The organism is Microbacterium sp. CFBP9034 (genome assembly GCF_034045255.1).
Lineage (GTDB): Bacteria > Actinomycetota > Actinomycetes > Actinomycetales > Microbacteriaceae > Microbacterium.
On the sequence record NZ_JAXCWC010000001.1, the window covers coordinates 1,780,660 to 1,797,476 of the forward strand.

Consider the following 16,817-nt stretch of genomic DNA (forward strand, 5'->3'; position numbering starts at 1 on the left):
GGTCATCGTGTCCCAGACCATCACCCCAGACCTCGTCAGTCTCGACGTCGGTCTCGGCGCCGACAAGGCCGCCGTCATCCGCGCGCTCGCCGCACGCGTGGTCGCGCAGGGTCGCGCGACCGACGCGGAGGCGCTGTTCGCCGATGCCTGGGCGCGCGAGCAGAAGGACGAGACCGGCCTGCCGGGCGGCATCGCGATCCCGCACGCCAAGAGCGCAGCCGTGACCCAGCCCTCGTTGGCGTTCGCGCGCCTGAGCCCCGGCGTGGCGTTCGGCGCCGATGACGGACCCGCCGACCTGGTGTTCCTCATCGCCGCTCCCGAGGGCGCGGCCGAGGCGCACCTCGCGGTGCTCTCGAAGCTCGCGCGCAGCCTCATGCAGGACGACTTCACGAGCGGCCTGCGCGCCGCACGCTCGAACGACGAGGTCGTCACGATCGTCCGCAACGCGATCGGGGAGGGGGATGCCTCCGCCGCTCCCGCTCCCGCTCGCGCCGCAGCACCCGCAGCCGCTCTTGTCACCGCAGGGGAGGACCTGCTCGTCGACGGGCGCCCCGCGCGGATCGTCGCGGTGACCTCGTGCGCCACGGGCATCGCCCACACCTTCATGGCGGCCGACGCGCTGACGGCGCAGGGCAAGAAGTCGGGCATCGACCTCGTCGTCGAACCGCAGGGTTCGAGCGGCTACAAGGCGATCCCGCAGGAGGTCATCGACAACGCCGACGCCGTCATCTTCGCCACCGACGTGGACGTGCGCGAGATCCACCGGTTCTCCGGCAAGCCCGTCGTCCGGTCGGGGGTCAAGCGCGGCATCGAGCACCCGGCGGCGCTGGTCAGCGAGGCCGTGGCAGCAGCCAACGACCCGAACGCGGCGCGCGTCACGGGCACGGCGACCTCGTCGACCGCTACCGCCGCCGCGTCGAACATCTCGATGGGCGCGCGCATCCAGCGGATCCTGCTCACAGGTGTGAGCTACATGATCCCGTTCGTGGCCGGCGGCGGTCTGCTGATCGCCCTGAGCTTCCTGCCGTTCCTCGGCGGCGTCGATGTCAACGCAGACAACCAGGCGTTCGACATCATCATCGACAACTCCCTCTGGGACCTCCCTCCCGGCGGACTCGGGCTCTATCTGGGCTCCGTGCTGTATGTGATCGGCGTGACGTCGATGGGCTTCCTCGTCTCGGCGCTCGCCGGTTACATCGCCTTCGCCATCGCCGACCGTCCTGGGATCGCACCGGGCTTCGTCGCGGGCGCGGTCGCCGTGATCATGAACGCGGGCTTCATCGGCGGCATCATCGGCGGTCTGCTCGCCGGCGTGGTCGCGTGGTGGTTCGCGCGCATGGATGTGCCGCGCTGGCTGCGGGGCCTGATGCCGGTCGTCATCATCCCGATCCTGGCCTCGATCGTCGCGTCGGGGTTGATGATCCTCTTCCTCGGCCGCCCCATCGCGACGTTGATGGAGTGGCTGAACGTCTGGCTGAACGATCTCGCGGGTACCGCGGGAGTCGTCGTGGTGGGCGTGATCCTCGGCATCATGATGTGCTTCGACCTGGGCGGTCCCGTCAACAAGGTCGCGTACGCCTTCGCGGTCGCGGGCCTGGCCGCGGGTTCGGCCGAGAACCCCACGCCGTACCTCATCATGGCCGCGGTCATGTGCGCCGGCATGGTGCCGCCGCTCGCCATGGCCCTCGCCTCCACGGTCATGGCCCGCGACCTGTTCCCGCCGGTCGAGCGCGAGAACGGCAAGGCGGCGTGGCTGCTCGGGGCGGCCTTCATCAGCGAGGGCGCGATCCCGTTCGCGGCGGCAGACCCGCTGCGCGTGATCCCGGCGTCGATGGTGGGCGGTGCGATCACCGGCGGTCTGGCCATGGCGTTCGGCGTCCAGTCGCTCGCCCCCCACGGCGGACTCTTCGTCCTGTTCGCGATCCAGCCGATCTGGGGGTTCCTCGTGGCGCTCGCGGCGGGTACGGTCGTGACCGCGCTCCTGGTGATCGCCCTCAAGAAGTGGGTGGGCCGCAAGGAGCTCACACAGGCCGAGGCGCCCTTCGAAGCCGTCGCCGCGTAACGACCTCACAACCGAACAACAAGGAGAGAGAAATGGCAGAACGTCAGGCCACCATCGCGAGCAGCTCAGGGCTGCACGCGCGTCCCGCGAAGCTGTTCGTGCAGGCCGTCCAGGAGAAGAAGATCCCCGTGACGATCGCGGTGGACGGCGGCCCCGACCTCAACGCCGGCAGCATCCTGTCTCTGATGGGCCTCGGCGCCTCGCATGGTACCGTCGTGACACTCAAGGCCGAGGGGGACGGATCCGAGCAGGCGCTCGACGAACTGGTCACGCTGCTCGAGACGGATCTCGACGCCGAATAGACGCTCTCCCGAGCGACGAGACGACGGATGCCGCGGACCGAAGCCGCGCGGCATCCGTCGTCTGTCAGTCCGGCGCGCTTCCTCAGAGGTCGGTCGCCTCGCCCGGGTCGAGCACCAGGAACTCGCCGCCGCCCTGCTCCACGGCCCAGCGGAGCCGTGCCCGGCCCATGTCCTTCCCGGCCACCGAGAGCGTCATATCGTGCGTCCCGAAGGCCTGCCGAGGAGCGACCGCCAGCACGAAGTCCATCGCCTCGCCGATCTTGAGCCAGGGGGCTCCGACGGGCGCGGCCAGCAGGTGCACCTCCGCTCCCTCGGGGATCGCGTACGAGTCGCCCGGGTAGTAGAACCGGTCGTTGACGAGAACCCCGACGTTGTCGATGACGGGGATCGACTCGTGGATGACCGCGTGGCGCCCGCCGAAGAATCGCAGCGTGAAGGGCTCGATCTCGACCGTGTCGCCGGGGTTGACGGTGGTGACCTCATAGCCGGCGGCGGCCTTCGCCACGCCCTCCGGCCCGTAGATGGGGATACCGGGATAGATCTTGAGCACGCGATCGAGCTGGTCGGGCGTCCAGTGGTCGGGGTGCTCGTGGGTGATGACGATCGCGACGACATCCGTCAGGCCGGTGAGCGGTGCGGTGAACGACCCGGGATCGATCACGATCGTCTTGCCGGCTTCGATGATGGTCAGGGTGGCGTGCTCGAATTTGGTCACGTGCATGGTGCGAGTCAACTCCGACGCCGTGCGCCCGGCAAGCGATTCGCGGGTTCCCCGCTCGATTTGGAGAGGGGTCCTAGGACATGGCATAATCGAACGGTTGCGTGATCGGCCCCATCGTATAGCGGCCTAGTACGCCGCCCTCTCACGGCGGTAACGCGGGTTCGAATCCCGCTGGGGTCACCAACAAGAAAATCCCTCGGTCACCGGGGGATTTTCTGTTTCTCCGGCGATGTTTCGACCGCGTCGTCATCGCCGGCCCGTCCGGTGCGGTACACTGAGAGGGATAGGCGAGCTCTCACTCGTCTCGCCCCGGCTGTGTGGTAACGGTCGGGGCTTCCTTTTTGCCCGCTTCCCGTGGTCGCAGGCTGGGCAGCCGCTCTCGTGTAGCGATGCCCGTCTCCCACTGTCAACCCCGTCGCGCGTCGCGCCGGGGGAGCGCACCCTCGAGGAAGACGCGAGCATCCGCAGCGGACTCGCCCGACGAGAGCGAGACCGATGGTGCGGTTCGGATACACCCTCATGACCGAGCAGAGCGGCCCGCGTGAGCTGGTCCGCTACGCCCAGGCGGCCGAGGAGGCCGGGTTCGACTTCGCGGTGTCGAGCGACCACTTCTCGCCCTGGCTGGTGAGCCAGGGGCACTCGCCCTACGCCTGGACGGTCCTCGGAGCTGTGGCGCAGGCCACGACGCGGCTCGAGCTCATGACCTACGTCACGTGCCCGACGATCAGGTACCACCCCGCCGTCGTCGCGCAGAAGGCCGCCACGATGCAGGTCCTCTCCGAAGGCCGCTTCGTGCTGGGTCTCGGCTCGGGCGAGAGCCTCAACGAGCACGTCGTGGGCCAGGGCTGGCCGAGCGTCGACTCTCGGCAGAGCATGCTGGTCGAGGCGATTGAGATCATCCGCGAGCTGCACACCGGCGAGCTCGTGACCTACGACGGCGAGTACTTCCGCGTCGACTCCGCCCGGATCTGGGACGCCCCCGACGGCGGCGTGCCGCTCGGCGTCGCGGTGTCGGGGGAGGAGTCGATCGAGCGGTTCGCGCCTCTGGGCGACCACCTCATCGCCGTCACGCCGGAGCCGGGGCTCGTGACCGCGTGGGATGCCGCTCACCGCGGGGAGTCGCGCAAGATCGGCCAGGTGCCGATCTCGTGGGACCCGGACGAGGATGCCGCGATCGACCGCGCGCACGATCAGTTCCGCTGGTTCGGAGGCGGCTGGGCCGTGAATGCGGAGCTGCCGACACCCGCGGGCTTCGCGGCAGCGAGCAGCTTCGTGCGGCGCGAGGACGTCGCCGACGCGATCGCGTGCGGTCCCGACCTCGACAAGCTCGCCGAGAGCGTCCTGCCCTTCCTCGAGGCCGGCTTCACCGATGTCGCGCTGGTGCAGATCGGCGACGAGCAGCAGCAGCGCTTCGTGGACGAGATCGCGGGCCCGCTGCTCGAGCGCGTACGCGCACTGGGCTGAGGAGAAACCGATGGAATCGCTCTGGAGACAGACCGCGCCGACGATTCCGGACGACGACGAGTCGCCGCCGCGCGGGACCGACGTGCTGATCGTCGGCGCCGGGCTGACGGGGCTGGCGCTCGCCTCGATGCTCACCGACGCCGATGTGCGGGTCACCGTGATCGAGGCGCGGTCGGTCGGGGCGGTGACCACGGGGAACACCACCGGCAAGCTCAGCCTGCTGCAGGGGGACGTCTTCTCGGGCATCCGCTCGCACGCGGGGGACGAGGTGCTGCGCGCCTACCTCGAGGCGAACCGTGCCGGGCAGGCGTGGCTGCGCGAACAGCTCGAGGGAGTCACCGGCGCGTTCGAGACGAAGGACGCGATCACGTACGCGGTGACCGCCGACGGCGCCCGGACGGTCGAGCGCGAGCGCGATGCCCTCGCGGCCGCAGGTCTCGAGGTGGAGACCGTTCACGAAGCGAGCCTCGCGTCACTGGGGCTGCCCTTCGACGTGTCGGCCGCCCTGCGCCTCGGCGATCAGCAGCAGCTGCAGCCGATGATCGCGCTGGGGTATCTCGCGGCTCGCCTTCGCGCACGCGGCGTGAGGATCGTGACCGGATGCCGCGTCACCGGCGCCGAGGTGGCGGACCGCGGTGTCGTCGTCCAGACCGCCGAAGGTCCGGTGCGGTGCGGGACGCTCGTGCTCGCCACCGGATCGCCGATCCTCGACCGCGGACTCTTCTTCGCCAAGCTGGCACCGTCCCGCTCGTTCGTCGGGGCGTACGAGCTGCCGCCGGACACCCGCGTTCCTCACGGGATGTTCCTCTCGGTGGACGACCCCTCGCGCTCCCTGCGTGTGGAGTCCTCGCCGGTCGGGACGCGCGTGCTCGTGGTGGGCGGAGGCGCGCACCCGCCGGGGCGGGTGAACCCGACGTCCTCGCTGCTCGCCGAGCTCGACGACTGGACCCGCACCCACTGGCCGAGCGCCCGCCGGCGCACGTGGTGGGCCGCGCAGGACTACCGCAGTGTCAGCCGTCTGCCGTACGCCGGGCGGCTGCCCCGCGGCGGCGGCCGCATCCTGGCTGCCACGGGCTACAACAAGTGGGGCATGACGAACGGCGTGGCAGCGGCGCTCCAGCTCGCCGGACTGGTGCTCGAGCGGCCCGTGCCGTGGGGGGAGAAGCTCACCGCGCATCGCGCCGGCCTCAGCGACGTGGGCGAGGCCGTGGAGGTGAACGCGGCTGTCGGCGGTCACCTCGTGGCGGACTGGGTGAAGGTCGGCGTGTCGGCTCTCTCCGACGACGATCCGCCCGCCGAGGGCGCGGGGCACGTGCGCCGTCGCGGCATGTCGCCCGTGGCCGAGTCGACGGTGGGCGGCGCGACCCGGCGCGTGTCGGGCGTCTGCACGCATCTGGGCGGCATCCTGACGTGGAACGACGCCGAGTGCACCTGGGACTGCCCGCTGCACGGCTCGCGCTTCACTCCGACGGGTGAGGTGCTCGAAGGCCCGGCCGTGGATGCCCTCGAGCGGCATCGCGACTCGAGGGACGGCTGAACGGGTCGGGGGGAGCAGCCTCCCCCCGTCAGGCCTCGACGCCGCCCTCGACGACCTCGATGAGCAGGCCCAGCGCGGCGTCGACGGTCTGCGCCAGGATCTGCTCGGGGTCGCCCTCGAGGGCGAGCTCGCGGTGACCGGTGCGCTCGGCCGTGGCCCAGCCCAGGAACACCGTGCCCGGAGGATGGCCTTCCTCGGCATCGGGACCGCCCACGCCCGTCGTCGAGAGGGCGACGTCCGCGTCGAGCAGCGTTCGGACTCCGCGCGCGAGCTGCTCGGCGCACCGTGCCGACGTCGGGTCGATGCCCGCGTCGACGCCGAGCACCGACTCCTTCGTGCGCGACTGGTACGCGACGACTCCGCCGCCGAACCACTCTTCCGCCTGCCCGCCCTTGCCGGCTCCGGCGGCCACCAGGCCGCACGTCAGGGACTCCGCCACCGCGATGCGCAGCCCCCGGCGGCGAGCCGCCTCCGACAGCTGCTGACTCAGGTCCGTCATCGCCCTATTCTCGCGACAGCCGCACGCGACGCGGGACTCACTCCGGAGTGTCGACCGATGCCCGAGCCGCGGCATCCGCTCGCCTCGCGGCACGTCGACGCCGCACGAACCGGACGATGCCCCACACGACGAGCGCGGCGAGCCCCGCCACGAGGATCCACGGAATGAGGAACCCGAGCGCGACCACGATGCCGTTGAGCGTCGCGACGAGCCCGTTCCAGCCGGCGTTCCAGCCATCGGCGAACCCTGCGGGATCGGCCTCGACGGTGACCGTCTCCGGCACGAGCGTGACGGTGAGGCTCGACATCGCCACCATCGTCTCGAGCGACTCGAGCTGCGCCTGGTACGCCTCGAGAGTGGCCTGGCGCTCGGCGAGCGCCGACTCCGCGGCGATCAGGTCGGCGACGCTCGTCGCCTCTCCCATCAGCTCCGTGAGGCGGTCGACGGATGCCTCGGCCGTCTCGATGCGCGCGCGCAGATCCACGGTCTGCTCGGTGACGTCCTGGCGGTTCACCGACGACGCGGTGACCTGGCCCAGCGCCGACAGCTCGCGCACCATGCCGGTGAGCTCATCGGCGGGCACCCGGACCGTGATCCACGCGCCGTCGGGCGTGTACGGGTAGGTCATCGAGTCGTAGGCGATGCCGGTGTCGGGGTCGACGGGGATCGCCTCACCCGACCGGCCGATGCTCATCGACTCGACGTACCCGTCGCGCGCCTCCGCGGCCGCGGCGATGGTCTCGGCCGCGACGGGGACGTCGTCGACCTCGAGGGTGGCGGAGGCGCTCGTGATGATGTCGCGGGTGGCGTCGTCGGTCAGCTCCGCCGCGCCGGCATCGCTCTCGCCGCGCCCGGCGCTCTCGTCCGCACCGGTGAAGGTCTCGCCGAGGTCGCCGTCGCTCTCCGGAGCCACCGCGGGTCCGTCGGGCGCCACGGCGGAGTCGCTCGATCCGCCTGCGCCGCCGACGATCGTTCCCACGCTCGGGGCGATCACGGCAGCGACCACGATCACCGCGGCCGCCGCGGCGCCGCCGATCCACCACCGGCCGCGGCGTGCGCTCCTCGTGTGCCGGTCCTTGGCGATGTCGGCGAACAGCGCGGTCTCGATCTCGTCGATGCGCTCGGGGGCGAGCTCCGGAAGCGGCGTCGGGACCGCCCCGTCGATGCGCTCTTCGGTGCTCATGTGCTCTCCTTCACAACGGTCCGCAGTCGCGTGCGGATGCGGGAGAGACGATTTCTGACCACGCCGTGCGCCACGCCGAGTTCGTCGGCGGCGGCCTGATAGCCGTAGCCCTGCGCCGTGCACAGCCGGAAGATGTCGCGGTCGAGGGCGCTCAGGCCCGCGACCTCCTGCAGGATCCGCTCGGCCAGTTCGCCGTCGATCACCTGCTGCTCGACATCCACCGCGGCCGGGAGGGCGTCGTCGGCGGCCGCAGCGGTGTGCTCGCGGTCGCGCTTCTGCCTCCGGATGCGGTTCGCCGCCTGGAAGCGGCACACGGTGGCGAGCCACGGGAGAAGCGAGTCGCCCGCGAGCTCGAAGCCCGGGAGCTTGCGCCACGCGACCAGGAAGGTCTCCTGCGTCACGTCCTCCGCGTCGGCCGCATTCCCGACCAGTCCGTGCGCGATCCAGTAGACGGGACGCACGTACGCGCGGTAGAGCTCACGGAACGCGTGCTCGCTGCCGCTCGCGGCCTGCGCCACGAGCGCGGCGTCGTCCCGCTCGATGTGTGGTGACATTCCCGTCCTTCAGCCCTGCGCCGGCGCCGGTGGAGGCGTCGTCGCGGAGCACCATTGTCTCTCACCCTCTCAGTGTCGCCCGGGGGCCGTTCGTCTCGCGGCGGCAGATGCGGTTCGGCCAGCCTGTATCCTGGTCGGGCGAGAGGGAGTATCCCGACAGCGCGCATCCGTCATCACGGGTCCCGACAGAGCGACCCCGGGTGCGCGCCGCGGCCGACAGGTCCGCGGGGAGAGACTTTCGGTTCCCACCGACCCTCTGAACGCCCCTTCGAAAGGCCCTCCATGGACCTGGTCCTCCCGCTGTGGTTCGAAATCGGATCACTGGTCATCCTGACCCTCATCCTGCTCGGCGATCTGCTGCTGATCCTCAAGCGCCCGCACATCCCCTCCACCCGTGAGTCGACGCTCTGGGTGGTGTTCTACGTCACGCTCGCACTGATCTTCGCCGGCATCATGTGGATCATCGCCGGCCCGGAGTTCGCGGGGCAGTTCGTCGCCGGCTGGCTCACCGAGTACAGCCTGTCGATCGACAACCTGTTCGTGTTCGTGCTGATCATGAGCCAGTTCGCCGTGCCCCGCCGCTACCAGCAGGAAGTCCTGATGGTGGGCATCATCATCGCCCTCATCCTGCGCGGGCTGTTCATCCTGGCCGGCGCCGCGATCATCGAGCAGTTCAGCTGGGTGTTCTACATCTTCGGGGCATTCCTCGTCTTCACCGCGTGGCGGCAGGCCTTCCCGGGCGGCGACCACGACGAGGACGTCAAGCGCGAGAACTTCATCGTCCGGCTCCTGCGTCGCACGATCGACATCAGCGACCACTACGACGGCGCCAAGATCCGCACCGTCGTGGACGGGAAGAAGATGTGGACGCCGATGATCATCGTCTTCGTCGCGATCGGCGTGACCGACCTGCTCTTCGCGATCGACTCGATCCCGGCGATCTTCGGCATCACGCAGAGCCCGTTCATCGTCTTCACCGCGAACATCTTCGCCCTCATGGGTCTGCGCCAGCTGTACTTCCTGCTGGGCGACCTGCTGGACCGCCTCCGCTACCTGCACTACGGCATCGCGTTCATCCTCGCGTTCATCGGATTCAAGCTGGTGTTCCACGCGATGCACGTCAACGAGCTGCCCTTCATCAACGGCGGCGAGCCCATCGAGTGGGCTCCGGAGATCTCGACGTGGATGTCGCTCGGCGTCATCATCGTCGCCATGGCCGTCGCCACCATCGCGAGCCTCATCGCCTCCTCCCGCGAGAAGAAGGCGGAGACTGCGGATGCCGCGGCCGCCGTCGTCGCGGACGAGAAGGGCACGCCGCCCACGGTGGACGGGCCCTCGCGCCCCAGCGGCCACTGATCGCACCCTCGGCCGGGCCCGTCACGACGTCATGAGACGTCGTGCGGGCCCGGTGGTCGTGGACCCGGTGGTAATCTAGGCCCGTGCGGATCGCTCGACTTCTCCTTAGCGGCCGCGACGAGTCCTAGTTCCCAGGCCTCTCTCGTCGCGGAGTTTCGTCGCGGGCTTGATCCCCCTTCCGAGGAGAACAGAGCAATGAGCATTCCCGACGCATCCGGCATCCCCGATCGTCCGCGCACTCTCGCGGAGAAGCTGTGGGACGACCACCTCGTCGTCAAGGGCGAGGACGGCCAGCCCGATCTGATCTACATCGACCTGCACCTCGTGCACGAGGTCACGAGCCCGCAGGCCTTCGACGGCCTCCGCGCCGAGGGACGCCCCGTCCGCCGTCTCGACCTGACGATCGCGACCGAGGACCACAACACGCCGACGCTCGACATCGACAAGCCGATCGCCGACCTCACCAGCCGCACGCAGATCATGACGCTGCGCCGCAACGCCGAGGAGTTCGGGGTGCGCCTGCATTCGCTGGGCGACAAGGAGCAGGGGATCGTCCACGTCGTCGGCCCGCAGCTGGGGCTCACGATGCCCGGCATCACGGTCGTGTGCGGCGACAGCCACACCAGCACGCACGGCGCATTCGGCGCCATGGCCTTCGGGATCGGCACGAGCGAGGTCGAGCACGTGCTCGCGACGCAGACGCTGCCGCTCAAGCCGTTCAAGACGATGGCGATCACGGTCGAGGGTGAGCTGAAGCCCGGTGTGACCGCCAAGGACATCGTGCTCGCCATCATCGCGAAGCTCGGCGCCAACGGCGGACAGGGCTACGTGCTCGAGTTCCGCGGCAGCGCCGTCCGGGCCCTCTCGATGGAGGGCCGCATGACGATGTGCAACATGTCGATCGAGGCCGGTGCGCGCGCCGGCATGGTCGCCCCCGACGAGACGACGTTCGCCTACGTCAAGGGCCGCGACCACGCGCCTCGGGGCCAGGACTGGGACGACGCCGTCGCCTACTGGCGCACGCTCCCGAGCGATGAGGGCGCCGTCTACGACGCCGAGGTGTTCCTGGATGCCGCGGAGCTCGAGCCCTTCGTGACGTGGGGAACGAACCCCGGCCAGGGCGTCTCCCTGTCGGACGTCGTTCCGAGCCCCGCCGACTTCACCGACCCGAATGAGCGCGCCGCCGCCGAGCGGGCGCTGGAGTACATGGACCTCGAGGCCGGCACACCGCTGAAGGCGGTTCCCGTCGATGCGGTGTTCATGGGCTCGTGCACCAACAGCCGCATCGAGGACCTGCGCGCCTTCGCGTCAGTCATCCAAGGCCGCACCAAGGCCGAGGGCGTGCGGGTCATGGTGGTCCCCGGGTCCGCACGCGTTCGGCTCGAGGCCGAGGCCGAAGGGCTCGACCAGGTCTTCCTCGCGTTCGGCGCGGAATGGCGCTTCGCCGGCTGCTCGATGTGCCTGGGCATGAATCCTGACCAACTGGCGCCGGGGGAGCGGTGCGCCTCGACGAGCAACCGCAACTTCGAAGGCCGCCAGGGCAAGGGCGGTCGCACGCACCTGGTGTCGCCGCTCGTCGCCGCGGCCACCGCCGTCCGGGGCACGCTGTCCAGCCCCTCCGACCTGGAGCCGATCGCCGTCGATGCCCCCGCCACGGCAGGAGCGGAGGCCTGACATGGACAAGTTCACGACCCACACCGGCATCGCCGCCCCGCTGAAGCGCTCCGCGGTCGACACCGACCAGATCATCCCCGCCGTCTACCTCAAGCGCGTCACCAAGACTGGCTTCGAGGACGCGCTGTTCGCGAACTGGCGCCAGGACCCCGGGTTCGTCCTCAACCAGCCCCGCTACGCCGGGGCGAGCGTCCTCGTCGCCGGCCCCGACTTCGGCACCGGCTCGAGCCGCGAGCACGCGGTGTGGGCGCTGCGCGACTTCGGATTCAAGGTCGTTCTGAGCCCCAAGTTCGCCGACATCTTCCGCGGCAACTCCGGCAAGCAGGGCCTCGTCACCGGCGTCATCTCCGACGCCGATCTCGAGGCGATCTGGGCCGCCATCGAGGCCGAGCCCGGCATCCGGATGACCGTGGACCTCGACGCGCGACTCGCGACCATCGGTGACCTTCGGGTCCCTTTCGAGATCGATGATTACACTAGGTGGCGGCTTCTCGAAGGGCTCGACGACATCGGGCTCACGCTGCGCAACGAAGACAAGATCGCGCAGTTCGAGGCTCGCCGTGAGGCATGGCGGCCGCGGACGCTCCCTATTCCGTAAGCCTGGACATGCGCCTTACCCCGGCGCCTGATCCGCCCCCTGCCTGCCCTCGAACACACAAGTGAGGTCCACCGGATGAAGTCCGTTCTCAGCGATACGCCGAGCGCCAAGGCACGAGAGAAGGAACCGGTGGGCGAAGTCCTCGCGATCCGCGGAGGCCGTCCGCTCACCGGCCGCGTCGAGGTCAAGGGCGCGAAGAACCTCGTGACCAAGGCGATGGTGGCGGCGCTGCTGGGCGAGACCACGAGCATCCTGCGCGATGTCCCCGACATCAGCGACGTCCAGGTCGTGCGCTCGCTGCTGGAAGTCCACGGCGTCCGCGTGGTCGACGGCGAGGAGGAGGGCACGCTCCACCTCGATCCGAGCGGCGCCGTGTCGGCCCACTTCGAGGAGATCGACGCGCACGCGGGGGCATCGCGCATCCCGATCCTGTTCTGCGGGCCGCTGCTGCACCTGCTCGGCGAGGCGCTCATCCCCGATCTCGGCGGCTGCCGCATCGGCGACCGGCCGATCAACTTCCACATGGACGCGCTGCGTGCGTTCGGTGCCGTCGTCGACAAGAGCTACGAGGGCATCCGCATCACCGCCCCCAACGGCCTGCACGGCGCCTCGATCGAGCTGCCGTACCCGAGCGTCGGAGCCACCGAGCAGGTGCTGCTGACCGCGGTGAAGGCGAAGGGCGTCACGGAGCTGCGCAACGCGGCCATCGAGCCCGAGATCATGGATCTCATCGCCGTTCTGCAGAAGATGGGCGCGATCATCTCGTACGAGCCCAACCGAGTGATCCTCATCGAGGGCGTCGACTCGCTCAGCGGCTACGACCACCGCGCGGTGTTCGACCGCAACGAGGCCGCTTCCTGGGCCTGCGCGGCTCTCGCCACCGACGGCGACATCTTCGTCGGCGGCGCGAAGCAGCAGGAGATGCTGACCTTCCTCAACGTCTTCCGCAAGGCGGGCGGCTGGTTCGACGTGCGCGAGGACGGCATCCAGTTCCGTCGCGGCAGCAGCCTCAAGCCGGTGGTCGTCGAGACCGACGTGCACCCCGGGTTCATGACCGACTGGCAGCAGCCGCTGATCGTCGCCCTGACACAGGCCGACGGCGTCTCGACGGTCCACGAGACCGTCTACGAGAACCGTCTCGGCTTCACGCAGGCCCTCAACCAGATGGGCGCGAACATCGTCGTGCACCCGAACGGGATCGAGTCGTCCGACCGTCGTGTCCCGCGTCGCGCGCTCGAGCAGGCCGCGGTGATCACCGGTCCCACCCCGCTCCACGGCGCCGATGTGGTCGTGCCCGACCTCCGCGGCGGCTACAGCTACGTGATCGCGGCTCTCGCCGCCGAGGGCGAATCGGTGGTCCGCAACGTCGGCATCATCCGCCGCGGCTACGAGAAGTTCCTGACGAAGCTCGACACCCTCGGCGCCGACTTCGACGTCATCGGATAGCCGCGTGGCCCCCTCGTCCCCGATGCCGCGGGCGTCCCGTGAGAAGTCCCGGCCCAGCGTCTTCTGGCCGCTCGCCGCCGTCATCGCGCCGTTGATCGCGCTCGTGTTCAAACTCGAGATCGAAGGCGCCGAGAAGCTGCCCCGCGAGGGCGCGTACGTCATCGCCCCCAACCACTACTCCGAGGCCGACCCGCTCGCGGTCGCCCTCGCGGTCTGGAAGGCGGGGCGGGCACCGCGCTTCATGGCGAAGGAGAGCCTCTTCCGCGTGCCGGTGCTCGGCTGGATCCTGCGGGTGACCGGCATGGTGCCCGTCGCGCGGTCGTCCTCGGCGGCCTCCGCCCGGCAGACGCTCGAGACCTCCGAGATGCTGGTGCGCGACGGGCGCGGCGTGATCGTCTACCCCGAGGGAACGCTCACGCGCGACCCCGACCTCTGGCCGATGCGCGGCAAGACCGGCGCGGTCCGACTCGCGCTGGCCGACGGCATCCCGGTCATCCCGATGGCCCACTGGGGCTGCCAGCAGGTCATGCCGCGGTACGGCAAGCTGCGCCTGTGGCCGCTCCGCCGACGCGTGCGCGTGCTCTTCGGCGATCCCGTGGATCTGTCGTCGGTCCAGAGTGACGCCCAGACGCCCAACCTGACGGTCGCCACGGACCTGGTGATGGCCGACATCGCAGCGCTCCTCTCGCAGCTGCGCGACGAGCCCGCACCCGCGACGCGGTGGAACCCCGCCGACCACGGGCAGAAGGAGACGGGCCGCCTTGAGCCGTAGACAGGATGCCTCCCGCCCTCGTGTGGCGGTGATCGGAGCCGGAAGCTGGGGCACGACCTTCGGCAAGATCCTCGCCGACGGCGGTGCCAACGTCACGATGTGGGCGCGCCGTGCCGAGCTCGCCAGCGAGATCCATGAGGGCAAGCGCAACAGCGAGTATCTGCCCGGCATCAACCTGCCGCGCAACATGTCGGCGACGCACCACCTCTCCGACGCGCTCGACGGGGCCGACCAGGTCTACCTGTCGATCCCCAGCCAGGCGGTGCGGCAGAACCTCAAGGCGGTGCGACCGCTGGTCGCGCGCACCGACGTTCCGATCGTGTCGCTCATGAAGGGCGTCGAGCGCCGCACGGGGCTGCGCATGAGCCAGGTCATCGAGCAGGAGCTGCACTGCGACCCCGCGCGCATCGCCGTCGCATCCGGCCCCAACCTCGCCCTCGAGATCGCCCGCGAGCAGCCGACCGCCGCCGTGATCTCGTCGACGAGCCAGGAGACGGCCGACGCCGTGGCCCGCCTCGCCCGCAACTCGTACTTCCGGACCTTCGTCAACACGGACGTGATCGGCACCGAGTTCGGCGGCGTGCTCAAGAACCTGATCGCGGTGGCGATCGGCATCGTCGACGGGGTCGGGTACGGCGAGAACACCAAGGCCTCCATCATCACGCGCGGTCTGGTCGAGATGACCGACTTCGCTGTCGCCTTCGGCGCCCACCCCGAGACGCTTCAGGGGCTGGCGGGCCTCGGCGACCTCATCGCGACGTGCCAGTCCCCGCTGAGCCGCAACAACACCGCCGGCCGCCTGCTCGGCCAGGGCTACCGCTTCGACGACGTGGTCAAGCAGATGAACCAGACCGCCGAAGGCCTCGCCTCGGTGGCGCCCATCCTGCAGCTCGCGCGAGAGGTCGGCGTCGCGATGCCGATCGTCGAGCAGGTCAAGATGGTTCTCGACGGAACGATGAACCCGCGCGACATCGCGCCACATCTCACGACAGACGACGACACCCCGATGGGTGAGAGGACGCAGAATGGACAGGCCGGCGGTGGCGGTGCTCTTTGGCGGTCGATCCAGCGAGCACTCGATCAGTTCCGCAACGGCGGGCGGGGTGCTGCGGGCGATCGATCGTGATCGCTACCGCGTGATCCCGGTCGGGATCACGCGAGACGGCGTGTTCGTCCTCGAGGACGACGACCCCGACAAGTTCGCCCTCGACGCCGAGCGGCTGCCCGAGGTGGTCGACAACGGCACCCGCGTGCTGTGGCCCGAGCCCGGAGCAGATCGGGCGCTGCGGGTGCGACGCGCCGACGGGACGGTGAAGGCGCTCGGCGACCTCGACGTCGTGCTGCCGATCCTGCACGGCGTGCACGGCGAGGACGGCACCGTCCAGGGCTTCTTCGACACCCTCGAGATCCCCTACGCGGGCGGCGGCGTGCTCGACTCGGCGCTGTGCATGGACAAGCACTTCATGAAGATCGTGCTCGCCGCGGCCGGAGTGCCGGTGTCGCCGTCGATCACGGTGACCCGTCAGCGCTGGGAGCGCGACCCGGAGGGCGTGCGAGCGGATGCCGCGGCCCTGGGCGAGCCGACCTTCGTCAAGCCGGCGCGCGCCGGATCGAGTGTCGGGGTCTCGAAGGTGCACGACCCGTCCGAGCTCGCTGACGCCCTCGCGCTGGCGTTCGCCGAGGACGACAAGGTGCTGATCGAGACGGCGATCGTCGGACGGGAGGTCGAGGTCGCCATCCTCGAAGGCCGCGACGGAGCCGCGCCCCGCGCATCGCTTCCGGGCGAGATCGTGCTGACCACCCGTGAGTTCTACGACTTCGAGGGCAAGTACCTCGGCGGGGACGGTGCCGAGGTCGTGTGCCCGGCAGACCTGACCGAGGCCGAGGTCACGGCGATCCAGGAGCTCGGCGTGCGTGCGTTCGAGGCCGTCGGCGGGCGGGGTCTCGCCCGCGTCGACTTCTTCCTGACGGCCGAGGGCCTCTACGTCAACGAGCTCAACACCATGCCGGGGTTCACGCCGATCTCGATGTTCCCGAAGTGCTGGATCGCCTCGGGACTGACCTACGCGGAGCTCATCACGGAGCTCGTCGACACGGCCCTCGAGCGGGCGGCCTAGCTCACTCTGTGCACCGGACCGCCGGCCGGACCGCGATCAGTCCTCGGCGTCGGCCCGGTCGAGGCACGTCGCGCCTGTCTCGGGCAGGCGCGACACGATGAGCGACAGCCGGTCGAGCACCTCGGCGCTGCCCACGACGTCGTTGTCGAGGTAGATCTCGACGGCAGGCTCACGGCCGAAGCTGGTGACGCGGTAGTTCGGCGCGGCGGATTCGTCGATGATCCAGTCGACGCCGTTGACGGTCTGGCAGGGGAGGGTCGTGGGCCCGGGCGGTTCCAGTCCGCAGGTGAACAGCACCGCGGACGGGTCGCCCCACGCACCGGTCGCCTGGGCGTCGGTCCACCGCCGGTCCTGGCCGTCGAGCGTGCCCGGCAGCAGCACCGAGATCTCGGCACAGGCCGGATCGTTCGCTCCGGGTGCGGGTTCCATCGACACGGTGGTCGTACAGCCGGCCAGCGCGACGGCGGCCGTCAGGACGAGCACGGAGGCGGGGACTCGGCGCGCTCGGATCACCCCTCCAGGCTACCGTGGA

16 protein-coding genes and 1 tRNA gene are annotated in these 16,817 nt (G+C 70.0%); 12 read left to right on the forward strand and 5 right to left on the reverse strand.

Going from position 1 to position 16,817, the window contains the following annotated elements; all coding sequences use genetic code 11:
* Positions 1 to 7 precede the first annotated feature (7 nt).
* Together SOM19_RS08105 and SOM19_RS08110 are read left to right on the forward strand one after the other, a co-directional pair.
* On the forward strand, positions 8 to 2,062 hold the full coding sequence (locus tag SOM19_RS08105) for a PTS fructose transporter subunit IIABC (protein ID WP_320486026.1): 2,055 nt from the start codon (positions 8 to 10) through the stop codon (positions 2,060 to 2,062).
* A 32-nt stretch (positions 2,063 to 2,094) separates the two neighbouring features.
* Positions 2,095 to 2,364: an HPr family phosphocarrier protein gene (locus SOM19_RS08110; protein ID WP_320486027.1), complete on the forward strand. Its 270-nt coding sequence runs from the start codon at positions 2,095 to 2,097 to the stop codon at positions 2,362 to 2,364.
* A gap of 82 nt (positions 2,365 to 2,446) precedes the next feature.
* Here SOM19_RS08110 and SOM19_RS08115 read toward each other — a convergent pair whose 3' ends face one another.
* The gene (locus tag SOM19_RS08115; protein WP_320486028.1) at positions 2,447 to 3,085 is read right to left on the reverse strand and encodes an MBL fold metallo-hydrolase; all 639 of its coding nucleotides are present in this window, start codon (positions 3,083 to 3,085) and stop codon (positions 2,447 to 2,449) included.
* A 107-nt stretch (positions 3,086 to 3,192) separates the two neighbouring features.
* Here SOM19_RS08115 and SOM19_RS08120 point away from each other — a divergent pair.
* The 3 genes from SOM19_RS08120 (at position 3,193) to SOM19_RS08130 (ending at position 6,086) form a co-directional block, all read left to right on the forward strand.
* Positions 3,193 to 3,268, forward strand: a tRNA-Glu gene (locus SOM19_RS08120).
* 312 nt (positions 3,269 to 3,580) lie between these two features.
* Positions 3,581 to 4,549 (forward strand): TIGR03557 family F420-dependent LLM class oxidoreductase, encoded by a 969-nt coding sequence (locus tag SOM19_RS08125; RefSeq protein ID WP_320486029.1) that lies wholly within the window; start codon positions 3,581 to 3,583, stop codon positions 4,547 to 4,549.
* Between the two features lie 10 nt (positions 4,550 to 4,559).
* Positions 4,560 to 6,086: an FAD-dependent oxidoreductase gene (locus tag SOM19_RS08130; RefSeq protein WP_320486030.1), complete on the forward strand. Its 1,527-nt coding sequence runs from the start codon at positions 4,560 to 4,562 to the stop codon at positions 6,084 to 6,086.
* A gap of 28 nt (positions 6,087 to 6,114) precedes the next feature.
* Here SOM19_RS08130 and SOM19_RS08135 read toward each other — a convergent pair whose 3' ends face one another.
* Genes SOM19_RS08135 through SOM19_RS08145 form a run of 3 tightly spaced genes read right to left on the reverse strand, consistent with a single transcriptional unit; the run spans position 6,115 to position 8,322 of the window.
* Positions 6,115 to 6,585: a CinA family protein gene (locus SOM19_RS08135; protein ID WP_320486031.1), complete on the reverse strand. Its 471-nt coding sequence runs from the start codon at positions 6,583 to 6,585 to the stop codon at positions 6,115 to 6,117.
* 37 nt (positions 6,586 to 6,622) lie between these two features.
* Positions 6,623 to 7,768: a DUF4349 domain-containing protein gene (locus tag SOM19_RS08140; protein ID WP_320486032.1), complete on the reverse strand. Its 1,146-nt coding sequence runs from the start codon at positions 7,766 to 7,768 to the stop codon at positions 6,623 to 6,625.
* Positions 7,765 to 8,322 carry an RNA polymerase sigma factor gene (locus SOM19_RS08145; protein WP_320486033.1) on the reverse strand — a complete coding sequence of 186 codons (558 nt, stop codon included), beginning with the start codon at positions 8,320 to 8,322 and terminating at the stop codon, positions 7,765 to 7,767. Before SOM19_RS08145 ends, SOM19_RS08140 begins: the two co-directional genes overlap by 4 nt.
* 282 nt (positions 8,323 to 8,604) lie before the next feature.
* On the opposite strand from SOM19_RS08145, the gene SOM19_RS08150 reads away from it, so the two are divergent.
* The 7 genes from SOM19_RS08150 to SOM19_RS08180 all read left to right on the forward strand — a co-directional run bounded on the left by SOM19_RS08150 (position 8,605) and on the right by SOM19_RS08180 (position 16,285).
* Complete coding sequence (locus SOM19_RS08150) at positions 8,605 to 9,678, forward strand: TerC family protein (RefSeq protein ID WP_320486034.1); 1,074 nt, start codon at positions 8,605 to 8,607, stop codon at positions 9,676 to 9,678.
* Between the two features lie 195 nt (positions 9,679 to 9,873).
* Positions 9,874 to 11,352: a 3-isopropylmalate dehydratase large subunit gene (gene leuC, locus SOM19_RS08155; RefSeq protein WP_320486035.1), complete on the forward strand. Its 1,479-nt coding sequence runs from the start codon at positions 9,874 to 9,876 to the stop codon at positions 11,350 to 11,352.
* Between the two features lies 1 nt (position 11,353).
* The gene (leuD, locus tag SOM19_RS08160) at positions 11,354 to 11,950 is read left to right on the forward strand and encodes a 3-isopropylmalate dehydratase small subunit (protein WP_320486036.1); all 597 of its coding nucleotides are present in this window, start codon (positions 11,354 to 11,356) and stop codon (positions 11,948 to 11,950) included.
* A 75-nt stretch (positions 11,951 to 12,025) separates the two neighbouring features.
* Complete coding sequence (gene murA, locus SOM19_RS08165; RefSeq protein WP_320486037.1) at positions 12,026 to 13,396, forward strand: UDP-N-acetylglucosamine 1-carboxyvinyltransferase; 1,371 nt, start codon at positions 12,026 to 12,028, stop codon at positions 13,394 to 13,396.
* A gap of 22 nt (positions 13,397 to 13,418) precedes the next feature.
* On the forward strand, positions 13,419 to 14,168 hold the full coding sequence (locus SOM19_RS08170; protein ID WP_320486691.1) for a lysophospholipid acyltransferase family protein: 750 nt from the start codon (positions 13,419 to 13,421) through the stop codon (positions 14,166 to 14,168).
* Positions 14,158 to 15,294, forward strand: a complete 1,137-nt coding sequence (locus tag SOM19_RS08175) for an NAD(P)H-dependent glycerol-3-phosphate dehydrogenase (RefSeq protein ID WP_320486038.1) — start codon at positions 14,158 to 14,160, stop codon at positions 15,292 to 15,294. The genes SOM19_RS08170 and SOM19_RS08175 overlap by 11 nt, the downstream gene beginning before the upstream one ends.
* Positions 15,194 to 16,285, forward strand: coding sequence for a D-alanine--D-alanine ligase family protein (locus SOM19_RS08180; RefSeq protein WP_320486039.1), 1,092 nt, complete (start codon positions 15,194 to 15,196; stop codon positions 16,283 to 16,285). Before SOM19_RS08175 ends, SOM19_RS08180 begins: the two co-directional genes overlap by 101 nt.
* Positions 16,286 to 16,321: 36 nt before the next feature.
* Here the strand turns inward: SOM19_RS08180 and SOM19_RS08185 are convergent, their stop codons facing one another.
* On the reverse strand, positions 16,322 to 16,798 hold the full coding sequence (locus tag SOM19_RS08185) for a DUF3515 family protein (RefSeq protein ID WP_320486040.1): 477 nt from the start codon (positions 16,796 to 16,798) through the stop codon (positions 16,322 to 16,324).
* Positions 16,799 to 16,817 lie beyond the last annotated feature (19 nt).